The sequence below is a fragment of the Proteus sp. HMSC14B05 genome, from assembly GCF_001808035.1.
Taxonomy (GTDB): Bacteria; Pseudomonadota; Gammaproteobacteria; order Enterobacterales; family Enterobacteriaceae; genus Proteus; species Proteus mirabilis.
Window position 1 is genome coordinate 33,074 of record NZ_KV791991.1, and the last position, 14,439, is coordinate 47,512.

General features: G+C 38.7%; 14 protein-coding genes and 1 pseudogene. 6 read left to right on the forward strand and 9 right to left on the reverse strand.

Annotation, left to right across the window (positions count from 1 at the left end):
* Positions 1–30 precede the first annotated feature (30 nt).
* Positions 31–927 (forward strand): cation diffusion facilitator family transporter, encoded by an 897-nt coding sequence (locus HMPREF3129_RS10725; RefSeq protein ID WP_036919671.1) that lies wholly within the window; start codon positions 31–33, stop codon positions 925–927.
* 54 nt (positions 928–981) lie between these two features.
* Here HMPREF3129_RS10725 and ilvN read toward each other — a convergent pair whose 3' ends face one another.
* The 8 genes from ilvN to rbsK all read right to left on the reverse strand — a co-directional run bounded on the left by ilvN (position 982) and on the right by rbsK (position 8,532).
* The gene (gene ilvN, locus HMPREF3129_RS10730) at positions 982–1,266 is read right to left on the reverse strand and encodes an acetolactate synthase small subunit (RefSeq protein WP_004246140.1); all 285 of its coding nucleotides are present in this window, start codon (positions 1,264–1,266) and stop codon (positions 982–984) included.
* A gap of 3 nt (positions 1,267–1,269) precedes the next feature.
* Entirely contained in the window at positions 1,270–2,964 is a 1,695-nt protein-coding gene (ilvB, locus tag HMPREF3129_RS10735; RefSeq protein ID WP_004249538.1) for an acetolactate synthase large subunit, read from the reverse strand.
* A 107-nt stretch (positions 2,965–3,071) separates the two neighbouring features.
* Positions 3,072–3,170, reverse strand: coding sequence for an ilvB operon leader peptide IvbL (gene ivbL, locus HMPREF3129_RS18350; protein WP_004249539.1), 99 nt, complete (start codon positions 3,168–3,170; stop codon positions 3,072–3,074).
* 235 nt (positions 3,171–3,405) lie between these two features.
* A complete protein-coding gene (locus tag HMPREF3129_RS10740; protein WP_036919668.1) occupies positions 3,406–4,194 on the reverse strand; it encodes a sulfite exporter TauE/SafE family protein in 789 nt (262 codons plus the stop codon).
* The gene (locus HMPREF3129_RS10745; protein WP_036894102.1) at positions 4,194–5,045 is read right to left on the reverse strand and encodes a MurR/RpiR family transcriptional regulator; all 852 of its coding nucleotides are present in this window, start codon (positions 5,043–5,045) and stop codon (positions 4,194–4,196) included. Before HMPREF3129_RS10745 ends, HMPREF3129_RS10740 begins: the two co-directional genes overlap by 1 nt.
* Before the next feature lie 31 nt (positions 5,046–5,076).
* Positions 5,077–6,441 (reverse strand): PTS transporter subunit EIIC, encoded by a 1,365-nt coding sequence (locus HMPREF3129_RS10750; protein ID WP_004246145.1) that lies wholly within the window; start codon positions 6,439–6,441, stop codon positions 5,077–5,079.
* 39 nt (positions 6,442–6,480) lie between these two features.
* Positions 6,481–7,395, reverse strand: a complete 915-nt coding sequence (gene murQ, locus HMPREF3129_RS10755; RefSeq protein ID WP_004249544.1) for an N-acetylmuramic acid 6-phosphate etherase — start codon at positions 7,393–7,395, stop codon at positions 6,481–6,483.
* Positions 7,396–7,611: 216 nt separating this feature from the next.
* Positions 7,612–8,532 (reverse strand): ribokinase, encoded by a 921-nt coding sequence (gene rbsK, locus HMPREF3129_RS10760; RefSeq protein WP_004249546.1) that lies wholly within the window; start codon positions 8,530–8,532, stop codon positions 7,612–7,614.
* 179 nt (positions 8,533–8,711) lie between these two features.
* Between rbsK and deoC the strand changes: the two genes are divergently transcribed.
* The 4 genes from deoC to prfH all read left to right on the forward strand — a co-directional run bounded on the left by deoC (position 8,712) and on the right by prfH (position 12,226).
* The gene (gene deoC / locus HMPREF3129_RS10765) at positions 8,712–9,380 is read left to right on the forward strand and encodes a deoxyribose-phosphate aldolase (RefSeq protein ID WP_004246148.1); all 669 of its coding nucleotides are present in this window, start codon (positions 8,712–8,714) and stop codon (positions 9,378–9,380) included.
* Positions 9,381–9,435: 55 nt separating this feature from the next.
* Positions 9,436–10,212 carry a DeoR family transcriptional regulator gene (locus HMPREF3129_RS10770; RefSeq protein WP_004246149.1) on the forward strand — a complete coding sequence of 259 codons (777 nt, stop codon included), beginning with the start codon at positions 9,436–9,438 and terminating at the stop codon, positions 10,210–10,212.
* 266 nt (positions 10,213–10,478) lie between these two features.
* A complete protein-coding gene (locus HMPREF3129_RS10775) occupies positions 10,479–11,615 on the forward strand; it encodes an RNA ligase RtcB family protein (protein WP_026090512.1) in 1,137 nt (378 codons plus the stop codon).
* Positions 11,615–12,226, forward strand: coding sequence for a peptide chain release factor H (prfH, locus tag HMPREF3129_RS10780; RefSeq protein WP_036919665.1), 612 nt, complete (start codon positions 11,615–11,617; stop codon positions 12,224–12,226). Before HMPREF3129_RS10775 ends, prfH begins: the two co-directional genes overlap by 1 nt.
* Before the next feature lie 475 nt (positions 12,227–12,701).
* Here prfH and HMPREF3129_RS10785 read toward each other — a convergent pair whose 3' ends face one another.
* Positions 12,702–12,959: a helix-turn-helix domain-containing protein gene (locus tag HMPREF3129_RS10785; RefSeq protein WP_036919663.1), complete on the reverse strand. Its 258-nt coding sequence runs from the start codon at positions 12,957–12,959 to the stop codon at positions 12,702–12,704.
* A gap of 834 nt (positions 12,960–13,793) precedes the next feature.
* Between HMPREF3129_RS10785 and HMPREF3129_RS10790 the strand changes: the two are divergent.
* Positions 13,794–14,409: pseudogene (locus HMPREF3129_RS10790) on the forward strand (phosphorothioated DNA-binding restriction endonuclease); the annotation flags it as partial.
* Between the last annotated feature and the right edge of the window lie 30 nt (positions 14,410–14,439).

The window sequence follows — 14,439 nt, forward strand, 5'->3', positions numbered from 1 at the left end:
GTATTATTAATAATGGCGGGGATAAATAGCATGGGTGCAGGCCACGAGCACGGTGATGTCAAAGCGCTACCTGAATCACGTCTGTTAATTGCTTTTGCATTAACAGGCTCTTTTATGGTGATTGAGTTTATTGGTGGCTACTTAACAGAAAGTTTAGCCTTGATTTCTGATGCAATGCATATGATGACAGATGCATTTGCACTCTTACTTGCTCTTATCGCGATCCACGCAGGTAGAAAAGCAGCAGATCTATTCAGAACTTATGGCTATGCTCGTTTTGAAATATTGGCTGCTGCGATGAATGCACTGATCTTAATGGCGGTGGCTTTTTATATTCTTTATGAGGCTTATCAACGACTCTCTTCCCCTCCTGACATTCAGTCTATGGGTATGCTTGTTGTGGCAATCGCAGGGCTTATCATTAATTTTATCTCAATGAAAATGCTCACCAGTGCAAAAGATGAAAGCTTAAACGTTAAAGGGGCTTATCTTGAAGTGTGGGCGGATATGTTAGGCTCAGTGGGCGTCATTATTGGGGCGGTAATTATTTGGCTAACCGGTTGGCAATTAGTTGATTCTATTATTGCGGTATTAATCGGCTTTATGGTCTTTCCGCGCACATGGATCTTATTAAAAGAGTGCCTGAATATTTTATTAGAAGGCGTGCCTAAAGGCATTAATTTAACTGAGGTAATAGACACCATTAATAATACCGCAGGGGTGGCTAGCTCCCATGATTTGCATTTATGGGCACTGACGCAAAGCAAGTTGATCCTCAGTGGTCATATTGTCTATCAACCCAATGTAGATAGTGAAGCATTACGCCTTGCTATTGATAAGCAACTACGTGAACAATTTCATATCAATCATATTACCTTACAGATGGAAAGTGAGGATAAACAACATCTGGAAGATAATCATCATTAGATATTTAGGTTCTGGCTCTCTCGTACCTAAAAAGAGCCAGAACAAACAGTGCAATTAATTTAAATAACTTTCCATCTGTTCAAAAACGCGCAGATCATCACTAAAACGCACTTCTTTTACGTCCTCAAGTTTTTCCACTTGACTCACCATCTGCATTAAACGCTCATCTTTTTGTACTAATAACCAAATACGACTTTTATCGCTGTTTTTCATTGGTAAACATAAAATACCATCGACGTTAAATGCACGACGCGCAAATAGCCCACAAATATGGGTCATCACACCGGGATGGTTACGAACAATAAGTTCTAGTGCGATAGGTTGTGATTGTAGTGACATAAATTAAGCTCCTATCATCTCGATATTTGCCGCCCCCGGCGGAACCATTGGAAATACTTTTTCGTTAATATCAATCATGGCATGAATTAAACAAGGCCCAGGTTTAGCAATTGCCGCTTGTAGCGCCGCCTGAGGATCTGCTTCTTGATTTAAATCACAAGTATCCAACCCAAATCCTTGAGCAATACGAATAAAATCCGTTTGATAAGGGTAGGCTGCGGCATAAATACGCTCATCAAAAAAGAGTGTTTGTTGTTGGTGTACTAACCCTAATGCTTGATTATTTATCAAAATAATCTTTACATCTAACTGATGCTCAGCGGCTGTTGCTAGCTCCTGAATATTCATCATGATGCTACCATCCCCTGAAAAACAGAGGATCTTTTTATTTGGCTCTGCCAATGCGGCCCCTATCGCTGCCGGCAACCCAAATCCCATCGTCCCCAAGCCTCCTGATGTTAACCATTGGCGCGGTCGATTCAGTGGATAAGCTTGAGCAACCCACATCTGGTGCTGCCCTACATCGGTGGTAATAATCGCTTCATCATCAACACAATTTGCCGCGGCAAGTACGATGCCGTAACCGCTAAGAATATTGTGTGAGTTTTTCATTTCTAAGGGATATTCTTGTTTTAAGGTATTGACTCTATCTATCCATTCGTTGCGCTGATTGATATTAATTAAAGGTAATAACAGCGACAGCACCGCTTTAGCATCTGCATGAATGGCAATATCAGGACGTTTGATCTTACTTATCTCTGCCCTATCAATATCAACATGAATGATCTTCGCATTGGGGCAAAACTTTTCTGCTTTACCAATTGCCCTATCATCAAATCGCGCCCCCAATACGATCAGCAGATCGGCTTCTTCTAAAATAAAGTTAGTACTCCGTGCCGCATGCATACCTAACATCCCTAAATATAGCGGGTGTGTTGGTGGCATTAAACCTAATCCCATTAACGTCATCGTGGTGGGTAGGCTATTTTTCTCCGCCAACTCAATCGCTTCTTTACACGCTTCAGAGCTAATAATACCGCCCCCTAAATAAAGCACAGGATTTTTCGCTTGGTTAATCATTTGCGCGGCTTGGATCACCAAATCGGTATTAAAGGCTGGAGCTGCATCTTTTTGTGGTATCGGTGGCAATTGATCTAAGGTGATAGTCGCTTGTTGAATATCTTTAGGTACATCAACCCATACAGGTCCAGGGCGACCTGACATTGCCAAACGAAACGCATCACAGATAATTTCCGGCAACTGTGCGATATCGCGGACTAAATAGTTGTGTTTGGTAATAGGAATAGACATCCCATAGGTATCAACTTCTTGAAACGCATCAGTCCCAATCATGGCAGAAGAGACTTGCCCCGTAATGCAAACCAAAGGAATTGAGTCTAATTTTGCATCAGCAATGGCTGTAACTAAGTTTGTCGCCCCCGGTCCACTTGAGGCAATACACACCGCAGGCTGACCATTTGCTCTAGCCATACCTTGGGCAATAAAACCCGCCCCTTGTTCATGACGTGTCAAAATATGGCGAATAGACTGACTTTGGCTTAATGCATCATACAAAGGAAGAGCGGCTCCGCCGGGGATCCCCGCAACCGTAGTGATACCTTGCCGTTCCAGTAAATAAACAATTAATTGCGCACCAGTGAAGGTTTTTCCTGTGGCATTATCTTGTTGAGCACCCATTGTTCTGTGTCCTTTTTACTAAGCCGGACTTTATGGGCGGTAGATATGAAAAACCCCGCCCGGTTAATACGCCGGCGGGGTTGCGAAACTGTGTTGATTCGGACCCGTTACGGCGCTTTGCCGACGACCACCACCACACGCACAACAACCACAGCCGCGATGTGCGCTGTTAGTCGTAGAGTTTGTAGTAGAGTAGTGATGATCATGGGTTACCTATCAATTAATGTAATGATGTGTTTGTCTGTTATCTGTATCTAAAAAAACATAACTTCTATAAATTAACAACCTTTTTTTTCAGTTTATTTTTTATCACCGCTCAAAACGAGAGCTAGATCACTTGTTAATCCAAGTAGTAACTCCGTGTTGTAACAGCATAAAAAACCAGAAAAAAACACCAACCAAGAATAAAGAATCGACGCAATGCCATAGTATGGCTATCAGTTAAAACAATCTCGCCAACATCATGAAAGCGCTGCATAAAATTAAAAACAACGTTGCATACTGAAATACCCTATCCGGCATTTTAATTAATAGCCATTTTGATAGAGGAATAGAGATCAAAGAGCCAAGAAACAGCAACAATGCTAAATGAATATCGGTATGACCATCTTGCATATAAGCCAATGCAGAAGAGCCTGATAATAGGGTGGTTGTAAAAATCGAAGTACCTATCGCTTGTTTTATCGATAGATTGGCGTAACGCAATAATAAAGGTAACACCACCACACCACCGCCTACCCCTGTGGCACCTAAAACAACACCTGCTGCAACCGCCGGCAATAACAGTGCCTTAATATTAAGAGGTGCTAATGGGGTTATCTGTTTAGCTATCACAGGTGAAGAGAAAAACATTCTTTGAATAAATAAAAAGAGAGAAAAAATAATGGCAGCAACCACCAACGCATTAATCCCCCACTCAACTTGCTGCTGATATTGCGCTAATGAACCTAAATAATTGACGAGTAAACTCGCTAAAAAAGTACTTGGCAACATAATGGCAAGGACTATCATGGCTCGTTTAAAGGGAATATTCCCCAAACGGAAATGCATATATGAGGATGTCACTTTCATCAACATTGAAAGTAAATTTGCGGTTGCCACCGCCATTAATGCATTCATACCAAAGAAATACGTTAATATAGGTAAAACAATAACACCACCACCTACCCCCGTTGTGCTAATAATTAAGCCAATCGCCGCACCAACAGCTAATATGGTGATAAATAACATTATTGATTTCCTTGCATTACAGCTTGTCGCCCTTTTAATAGCGCTTTTTCCGCTGAGCCTTTTGCCAGTGTCATATATTTAAAAAACAGCACATCAAAAGCGACCATTTGCAATACTTGCGGTGTGATCACCCCCAATTGTGAATGTTGCTCATCATAAAAATAAGGTAATGTGTAATTCGCTAAGCGCGTAGCTTCATCTTGCCCAAAACGTGTTAAAGCCACTGTGATACAGCCTTCTTGATTTGCCGCTTTCAGCATACGATTAATATCCGCAGTATTACCTCTTGCAGTAACAGCAATCGCCAGATCATCCACGGATAAATTCGCTGAATAAGCAAGTTGCGCATGGAGATCTGCACTAAATAAGGTGTTTTTATTCACTCGGATCAGTTTATGGAAGATATCGCTCGCAACGATCGCAGATGCGCCCACACCAAATAAAACGATCCGTTTAGCGCTGATCATTTTCTCAGCGAGTAGATCTATCGTCGCTGCATCCAGTAACGCTATCGAATCCTGAATGGCAGTAGTAAATAGATGTCCTGTTTTAGCAATAATCTGCTCAGTCGAGTCTGTTTTGGCTAAATTGGCATAAAGAATATCACTACTGCTTTTTTGTTGTTTTTCCTCTGAGAGATAATCAATTTTAAATTCAGGATAACCGCCATACCCCATTTGGCGGGAAAAACGGATAACAGAAGCACTACTGACACCGGCTTTTTGTGCCAATTCTGCGGCATTCATACTGGCAATATTATCGCTATTTTCTAATAAATAGTGGGCGAGACGTTGCTCTGTCCCTTTGCCTTGTAAGCGCAAATTTTCAAGTTTCTTAGTCAGTGTTGACATTCTATTATCCTTTTTCTTTTCTTCTTCTGACTTATTTTTCTGGATCGGTAAATCCGATTAATATACTGGCAATAAAACCGACAACCCAAGCCCCCAATACTGCGATAAGGAATTTGATGATCTGCCCATCCCCCACCAGTGGAATTAATGATAACCCAGCAGTACCAAATGGAATAATGATCCCAACCTGAAAATAAGCCATTAATGCACCACCCGCAGCCCCGCCAATACAACCAGCAATAAAGGGCTTACCTAAAGGTAAAGAGACACCAAATAATAAAGGCTCACCCACGCCGAAAATTCCGACAGGCAATGCACCCATTAATGTTTTCTTTAAGCGTTGGTTTTTAGTACGTAAATAAACCCAGAAACAAGAGCCTACTTGCCCCATTCCACCCATTGCTAAAATAGGGAATAGGTAATTTAACCCAAAGGTATTTAAAATTTCAGTGTGGATCGGTATTAAACCTTGGTGTAGGCCGGTTAGTAATAAGAATAAGAAACTGCCCCCTAACGCTGCGCCTGTCACAACCGCACCGCCACCATGATTTAATAGTGATAAGGAGACGCCTTGCGCTAATAGTTGATTCAGATAATGACCAATAGGTTGGAATACCATAATTGCCACTAACGCAGAAACTAAAATAGTAACAAAGGGGGTTAAAATAAGATCAAGACTCTCTTTTACAATACTGCGAAACCATAGTTCTAATTTTGAAGAGAATACCACCACCATTAAGACCGCGAAGATCCCACCACTATTAGGCTGTAATTTCTCACCAAATAATGTGATATCAGCCAGTCCCGGCATGGCTAATAATCCCGCCATAACAGCACCTATGGAGGTTGAAGCCCCTAACTCTTTAGCCGTATTTATACCTATCATAATAGAGAGATAAGCAAATACGGTGCTTCCGATCAGTTTAAATAGCTTAAAGAGTTCAGGAAACTGATCAACTAAGCCGGGAGCCACTAAACGGATAATATTAATTAGCCCCATAATTAAACCACAGCCAATTAATGCTGGGATAGTAGGAACAAAAATAGCCGCCAACGTATTTAGCATACGACGAATGGAAAACCCTTTTTTCACTGGTGTTGACGCAGGGGTTTCTTCGCTATTATCTGTGTTTTTTTGCATACGTTTATTCATGATTGAATAAACTTTGGCGGCCGTTCCCATTCCTACTATGACTTGATGTTGCTCGCCATTAAATACCACGCCTTTGACACCTTCGACTTGTTTTAATGCTTCGGTATTAAATAGCGAACTATCTTTTAAGATCAAACGAATACGGGTCATGCAATGTGTTAAGGTTGCGATATTGCTAAACCCACCAGCCTGTTTTTCTATTTCTGATGCTAAGGTGTCGAGATGTTCTATTTTATTAGCCATAATTGTGCCTGCTAGAGTTCAGAGGATTGACTGATATTGTTATTCATTAAATAGGGCTAACTGTTGTTGTAAAGAGTGGTAAGGATAGCGTTGTGTCATTTGCTCAACCTTCTCTACACTCAGATGAAGCTCATACATTAAAATGGCTTTTCGCGGATGATAATTAACCATTTTTAATAACTCCGCTGCTTTTTGTGTTGTGATCCCACACACTTCACTCACAATACCTTCAGCACGTCGCTGTAATTTTTCATTACTGGCCACGACATCGACCATCAGGTTTTTATGCACCTTACCTAAACGAGTCATTACACTGGTACTTAGCATACCTAAGATCATTTTTTGAGCCGTGCCACTTTTCATTCTTGTCGAGCCTGTTAACACTTCGGCGCCGACATCTGGCGCGATGGATAAATCGGCTATTTCACTCATCATACCTTTACCGCGGGTAGTAATTGAGAGCGTTAATGCATTGATCTGCTTTGCATACTGTAATGCAGCCACTGTAAATGGCGTGCGACCACTGGCAGCGATACCAATAACGACATCGTTAGAATTTACCTCACGGCGTTGCAACTCTTCGATAGCAGCTTGTTGATTATCTTCAATATTCTCAACGGCTTGGAGCATAGCATCATGCCCACCAGCAATAATGGCTTGTACCAGTGAGGGAGAAACGCCAAAAGTAGGCGGGCATTCCGCACTATCTAATACCGCTAATCGACCACTTGTTCCTGCGCCGACATAAAAAATGCGTCCCCCTTGACGTAGACGTTCACAAATTTTGTCTACGGCTTTCGCGATTGCGGGTAATTCTTTCTTTACGGCATAGGCCACGGTGATATCGGCACTATTAATTAACGAAACTAACGCTAAGGTACTTAGCTCAGAAAATTGTGTGGTCTCTTGGTTACTTTCATTTTGAAGACATAAACTCAATGCATCATCTTTCATTGTAATAACCTTAATGAAATATTATTTCAATTAAAATTACATCTAATGAAATTTTAATTCAATCTTATTGATGACTATTTTGTGAACAAAATCACAATACCGTAAAAACATTCAACTAAAAACAAACTTAACGCGATGTAAAAAAGATAACTAATTGATAATAAAGCTCTCCTGATTTTAAACAGGAGAGCTGTGAGAGGTATGGCTCATTGATGGCTATTTTGCTGAGCTTAAAAATTCGCTAAATTCTTCAATACTAGGATAAGAAGATTGAGTGCCTTTTCCTGTGACACTTAAACCCGAAAACATAACCGCTTTATTTAACGCTTCTTCAATATTGCCGGTATGCACATAGTAATGAGAAAAACAGCCAATAAAAGCATCTCCAGCACCGCTGGTATCAACGGCATTAACTTCAATGGCGGGGATATATTTCTCAATTTCCCCATTCACCCATAACGCCCCTTTTTCACCTAATGTAACAATGATATTTTTAAACCCTTTTTCGAGTAAAAAGTAGGCTGCTTCTCGAATTTCATCCAACGTATTAATTGGCATACCCGTTAAAATTTCCAGCTCTGTCTCATTGGGGACAAAAAAATCACATTGTGCGGCGATAGTGAGATCTAAAGCTTTCGATGCTGGTGCAGGGTTAAACAATACAGGGATATGATGTTTATTACCGAACTCAATCGCGTGATAGACCGTTTCAAGCGGGATTTCTAATTGCAGCACAATCATACGACATTTTTTTAAACTCACCGCGGCTCTATCGATATCTTCAGCAGATAGATGCTGATTCGCGCCTTTTACGATCAAAATACTATTGGATGATTGAGAGGTAACAAAAATAGGTGCAACACCGCTGGTGGTTCCGGGCACTTTTTCAACATAACGAGTATTAATACCATAAGACTCTAAATTCATGATGGTGTTATCTGCGAAAATATCATCTCCCACTTTGGTTAACATCATCACCTTAGAATTTAATTTTGCAGCGGCAACCGCTTGATTTGCCCCTTTCCCGCCGCAACCAATCTTAAATGCTGGCGCCTCAAGGGTTTCTCCCTCTTTTGGCATCCTATCTATATAGGTGATCAAATCCACCATATTTGAACCAATCACTGCGATATCCATAGTGCCCCTCTCACCCTAATGAAAAAGTTAAAATGTTAGAATAGTTACATTCAGATAGATATATAACAATATCGTGTTATTTAAATATCATTTGTGATTGTTATCCCGTTAAAAGCTCACTATTATGTTGCCAAACTAACATGAGTGATAAATAACAATCTTCTCTTAAGGAAACGATTATGCGTCCATTAGCTAATTATATCGATCATACTCTACTTGCTGCAGATACAACTGAAGCACAAATCAAACAATTATGTGCTGAAGCTGTTGAACACGGTTTCTTCTCTGTGTGTATTAACACTTCTTATATCCCTTTAGCAAGAACTTGCCTAACCGGAAGTGATGTAAAAGTATGTTGTGTTATCGACTTCCCATTTGGTGCAGGCCTAACAGCAACCAAAGCATTTGAAGCGGCAGAAGCTATTCGCCAAGGTGCTCAAGAAGTCGATATGGTTATCAACATTGGCATGTTAAAAAGTGGTCGTTTTGATTTTGTAAAACAAGATATTGCCGCGGTAAAAGCCGCTTGCGGAAATACAACACTAAAAGTTATTCTAGAAACATGCCTATTAACTGACGACGAAGTACGTTTAGTTTGTGAAATGTGTTGCGAAGTCGGTGTTGATTTTGTTAAAACATCAACTGGATACAGTACAATGGGTGCCACAGAACACCATGTCGCTTTAATGCGTCAAACTGTCGGTGACAAAATGGGCGTAAAAGCGTCAGGTGGTGTACGTGATCGCCAAACTGCCTTAAAGATGATCAAAGCGGGGGCAACACGTATTGGTGCAAGTGCCAGTGTTGCGATTGTAACAGATTCAGATGCACCAGAATCAAATTACTAATAGCCTAGCGTATCGTTATATGGGATACGCTATTCGATAATAGAAGGATCCTTAGGTGATAGAGACCAAACAGCATGAACGTTTGCGTCGCCTTAGCGAATGCATAAAACGCTCAGGCCGCATCCATCTCAAAGATGCCGCGAGGATCCTTGAAGTATCTGAAATGACCATTCGTCGTGATCTCAGTTCAGATGTTGAAAACCCCTATCCGATGTCACTGCTTGGTGGCTATATTGTCGCATTGGCACAACCTCATAGTAACCTAATCACATCGACTAGTGATATTATCACCCCGGATCAAACCCAAGAATTACATATTCCTAATCTTGCTGCGGGCATGGTGTCTGAAGGTGATGTACTATTTTTTGATAATGGCCAACTTATTCCGACATTAATTGAGCTTATTCCTGAGAGTTTACACTTTACTGGTATTTGTTATTCGCACCGCGTTTTTCTGGCATTAAGCCGAAAGAAAAATGCGACCGTACTACTGTGTGGTGGCGAATATCGCCCTAAAAGCGACTCATTTTATAATCCCCTCCAGCCTTGTTACCTTGATAACATAAACCCGAAAAAAGCCTTTATTTCCGCAGAGGGTGTCCACCTCGATTTTGGTGTTTCTTGCTACAACATCGATGATCTTCATATGAAAAGAAAAGCGATGGATAAATCGATTCGCAAGATCTTACTCACCAAATACCATGCCTTCGATGAAACCGCCACAGGCAATATGGGCGATTTAGCGCAATTTGATGTCGTGATCACCGATAGAAAATTAACAGATGATTACGAAGCCTATTGCCGAAAAAGCTCAGTTAAAATTATTTATTAACCCAAAAGAAAAATCTCACTGTTCCCTAATTTACTTTTTTTGGTAAACAGAAAGAAAAATCACGCTACTTTTTTAATTGCTAAAGTGAAAAAAAGTGATTACTATTCGCCTGATTTATTATTTTCCATTTCACAGAACTGCAAGGAGGTATCCCATGACAACAACAAATATGAATACTCTTTGCGGACAATCTCAAAAGTAATCCTTTCTTTTTACTGTCCGCCAATCACGTTATTTTTTATCCTTTACAATATATGGATTGGAATATGGACAAGTGTGTTCATTATTTATCTGATCGCGTTTGTTATATCGCCTCAGATAAAACTTGGATTGAAAGTAAAGCAATCCAACAACTAGTAACAACCGCTCAACTTCCTGAAATGGCTTATGTCACTGGCATGCCAGACTTACATCCCGGTCGTGGTTATCCCATTGGAGCGGCTTTTTTTTCTGTTAACCGTTTTTACCCTGCTTTAGTCGGTAATGACATTGGCTGTGGTATGACACTGTTTCAAACAGAATTTAACCATAGCAAACTCAATTTAGATAAAATAGAAAAAAAATTGAGCGAAATGAGTGATATCGCGCCCATCGAATGGTTGATAGATAATTTACCTGCAGATATGCAAAATCATCCATTTGCTCACTCATTAGGCTCTATTGGTGGTGGAAATCACTTTGCTGAATTCCAACAAATTGACCAAGTTATTAATCAAGCATTGTTTACAAACAGTGGTATTAATAAAAAACAATTATTGCTATTGGTGCATAGCGGTTCACGTGGTTTAGGGCAATCTATTTTACGTGCTCACACAGAGCAATTTGGCCATCAAGGATTGGTCGCGAATACAGACGCTGCCAATGACTACTTACAAGCCCATGACCATGCTCTTAATTATGCTAAGCTCAATCGCCACTTGATTGGCCATAGAATGATGGAACAAATTCATACACAAGGAACGGTTATTACTGATGTTAACCATAATCTGGTAGAGCCTTGCGAATTATATAATCAACAGGGATGGTTACATCGCAAAGGGGCGACGCCCGCCCATCACGATATTGTGGTTATTCCTGGTTCACGTGGTGATCACAGTTATCTCGTTAAACCTATTATCTCTGAATTAAGCCTCCATTCTCTACCACATGGTGCGGGTAGAAAGTGGATGCGAACTGAGTGTAAAGGCCGTTTATCACATCGATTTACGCCATTACAGCTCTCACGCACAGCACTAGGTAGCCGTATTATTTGTGCTAATAAACAATTAATTTATGAGGAAGCGCCTCAATCGTATAAATCAATTGAAACTGTTATAGAAAGTATGAGGAGTCTTGGTTTAATTGAGGTTATCGCCCGCTTAAAACCGGTTATTACTTATAAAACCAGTGGGGAGATAGCATAATGTTATTACAATTTTCTTCAGCACAAGGCCCCGAAGAATGCTGTATAGCGGTAGAAAAAACATTGAATTATTTTCTAACCGTCACAGAGCAGCGGCAAGTTGATGTGATAATTCTTGAGCAAGAGCCATCTCGTTATGGTTTAAAGTCAGTATTAGTATCGCTTAAAGGTGCAGAGGCTAAAGCTATCGCACAACAATGGTCAGGCACTGTGCAATGGCAATGTACAAGTACTTTAAGACCTAAACATAAACGCAAAAATTGGTTTATCGGTATCGCTTATTTTGACCCACCACAAGAAATCCAAGACACCGAAATTTTATTTGAAACCATGCGTGCCAATGGCCCCGGAGGACAACATGTTAATAAAACGAGTTCAGCTGTCAGAGCGACGCATATTGCAACAGGCATTAGCGTCAAGATCCAGTCTCAGCGAAGCCAACATGCTAATAAAAAATTAGCGAAACAGCTTATTGCTTGGCATCTAACTCATTATCTATCCCAACAGCAAGCTTCATTTAATAACCAGAGACACCTAGCTCATCACCGAGTGATCCGTGGTAATACAACTCATTGTTTTTATGGACGTGAGTTTTTACCAATAACGAAATAACTCATATAAAACTAAAGCCACGTTATTAAATCGTGGCTTAACTGACTAATAAATCTAATAATTAAACCATCACTGTGATCCTAAATAATAAAATCGGTTATACACCTTAGTAGATAGCGAAAATAAAAACGCATCAGCGATGTTAAATGCCATCAGTATAAGATAGAGGGTTATTATTAATTCACTTTAGTGACGATTAGCCATCTATCACGACTTTTAATTACTATTTCATTTAACATTAGACCTGATTTTATACTATAAAAACAAAGCATTAACACTATAGAGTGGTAATAGAAAACATCTTAAAACGATCAAATATGCATCATCAATTATTGATTTATGACGTTCAATAAAGATATATACTTATATTTTAATATCAAAGATGCCTAAAAGTAATTTCTTATCATTACTATATTACTCAATAAACTACTACTATATGAGTATTTTTTAACAAAGCACTATTGTGATAATATTATTAGTGATAATAATTATTTAATTGGCTATCCCTATTTTGCTGACTAACAGTTGATTTTAGTAATAAACTTTGTGGTGACACTTTCAAAATAATCGCAATACATATTAATTCATCAACGGTTATCTTAGTATAACCATTTTCTAATTTTAGATAATATTGCTCTGTCATCCCTAACTGTAATGCAATTCTCGAACTTGATATATTTAATTCTTTTCTTCTATTTTGTATTCTTTTCCCTACCACTGTATTGATCATCATATACGCCCCTCAATGACAGGTAACCCTAATGATGATTCTAGTACAAATTGATAAAAACGATCAATAAAAAGATTACGATAGCCAACGGCTATCAAAAAACAAGCATTGATCGGTAGTAACAATACTTAGATAGATATACCTATAAATGCGTTTTTTAAGTATTAAATTTTAATAATTTACCTTAATAAAGATTATTATCTAAACAAAAGCCTAATTTACAGTTAATGTAATGTTAAAAAATTAATACTTGTATGTATAAATAAAAATATATTTTAAATTTAAAGATAAAAATAATCTCCACCAATAACTATATTTATAAAAATATATCAAATATGATATTACTTATAATATTACCATAGCATAAAAATGCTTTCTTATAAGCATTTCAAAGAATAGAATAATTAGCTATTTTTACTTATAGATATTTTGAGTCTATTATTTGCTTTTTTTTAAATACGACTAAAAATAGTACAAAATGTAAGAATGGTTGTTATTCTATAATAAAACAGATTTACCTATTAGAATCTTTAAAATAAAGATAAAACCATTTTTAATGGTAAAATCAAAAAAAATGAGCGATTAGAGGAAGTTTTACCATTTTATTTTTATATTGTATTTAATAGAGTGAGGAAGATGTTTGAGACATTAAAATCACTATTGTTACGTTAAGTATCAAGATGTTGCAAAGAAATTAAAAAACAATGTTATTATAACAGATATGAATAATTAAACATATTTCTGTACTTCTTCTATAAAATAAGATTTTATACGACTATATTAATAAACTTTCGCATTCGCTATCATTCAGCCATTCACTTATTATCTAAAATACCCATGTATACTCAAAAAATCCTACAACAGAAAATATCTAATATCACGATCTGGCGTAAAGGTGATAACAGAGCGCCCCATAAACCACTGTTACTCTTATTAGCGCTTTCCGAGTACTGCAAACCGCAAAGGCCATCCACGACTATTTAATTATGGTAATGAAATTCATCAACAGTTATTAGAATTATTGATTAATTTTGGCCCATCTCGCCGTGAGCATTATCCAAATCTGCCTTTCTGGCGATTAGTTCGCGATGGTTTTTGGAAGTTGCAACTACCAAAAGAGAGCGATCTATCAAAAGATAATAAGCAACCATCGAAAAATAAATTAATTCAGCAAAATGTGTTAGGTGGATTTGACCAAGAAAGCTATCAGCTTCTTATAAAAAAGCCAAGTTTAATCAATAAGCTAGCACAACAGATTTTAAGTGAACACTTCCCTGATAATGTACAAGAAGTTATTGCTAACCGTCTTGATTTTCCCCTACAAGAAATTCGCCAAAACCGAGATCCCACTCTTAGAAAAAATATCTTACGTGCTTACAATTATCAGTGTGCTATATGCGGTTATAATCTACGTTATGATAGCGCCGTGGTTGGCCTAGAAGCCGCTCATTTGACATCCTCCACGCCCTAAAGGACGTGGATC

What these genes read in the sequence shown, in the direction of transcription:
- HMPREF3129_RS10725 (WP_036919671.1), top strand. Translation starts at nt 31, where the DNA reads ATGGGTGCAGGCCACGAGCACGGTGATGTCAAAGCGCTACCTGAATCA.
- ilvN (WP_004246140.1), bottom strand. Translation starts at nt 1,266, where the DNA reads ATGTCACTACAATCACAACCTATCGCACTAGAACTTATTGTTCGTAAC.
- ilvB (WP_004249538.1), bottom strand. Translation starts at nt 2,964, where the DNA reads ATGGGTGCTCAACAAGATAATGCCACAGGAAAAACCTTCACTGGTGCG.
- ivbL (WP_004249539.1), bottom strand. Translation starts at nt 3,170, where the DNA reads ATGATCATCACTACTCTACTACAAACTCTACGACTAACAGCGCACATC.
- HMPREF3129_RS10740 (WP_036919668.1), bottom strand. Translation starts at nt 4,194, where the DNA reads ATGTTATTTATCACCATATTAGCTGTTGGTGCGGCGATTGGCTTAATT.
- HMPREF3129_RS10745 (WP_036894102.1), bottom strand. Translation starts at nt 5,045, where the DNA reads ATGTCAACACTGACTAAGAAACTTGAAAATTTGCGCTTACAAGGCAAA.
- HMPREF3129_RS10750 (WP_004246145.1), bottom strand. Translation starts at nt 6,441, where the DNA reads ATGGCTAATAAAATAGAACATCTCGACACCTTAGCATCAGAAATAGAA.
- murQ (WP_004249544.1), bottom strand. Translation starts at nt 7,395, where the DNA reads ATGAAAGATGATGCATTGAGTTTATGTCTTCAAAATGAAAGTAACCAA.
- rbsK (WP_004249546.1), bottom strand. Translation starts at nt 8,532, where the DNA reads ATGGATATCGCAGTGATTGGTTCAAATATGGTGGATTTGATCACCTAT.
- deoC (WP_004246148.1), top strand. Translation starts at nt 8,712, where the DNA reads ATGCGTCCATTAGCTAATTATATCGATCATACTCTACTTGCTGCAGAT.
- HMPREF3129_RS10775 (WP_026090512.1), top strand. Translation starts at nt 10,479, where the DNA reads ATGGACAAGTGTGTTCATTATTTATCTGATCGCGTTTGTTATATCGCC.
- prfH (WP_036919665.1), top strand. Translation starts at nt 11,615, where the DNA reads ATGTTATTACAATTTTCTTCAGCACAAGGCCCCGAAGAATGCTGTATA.
- HMPREF3129_RS10785 (WP_036919663.1), bottom strand. Translation starts at nt 12,959, where the DNA reads ATGATGATCAATACAGTGGTAGGGAAAAGAATACAAAATAGAAGAAAA.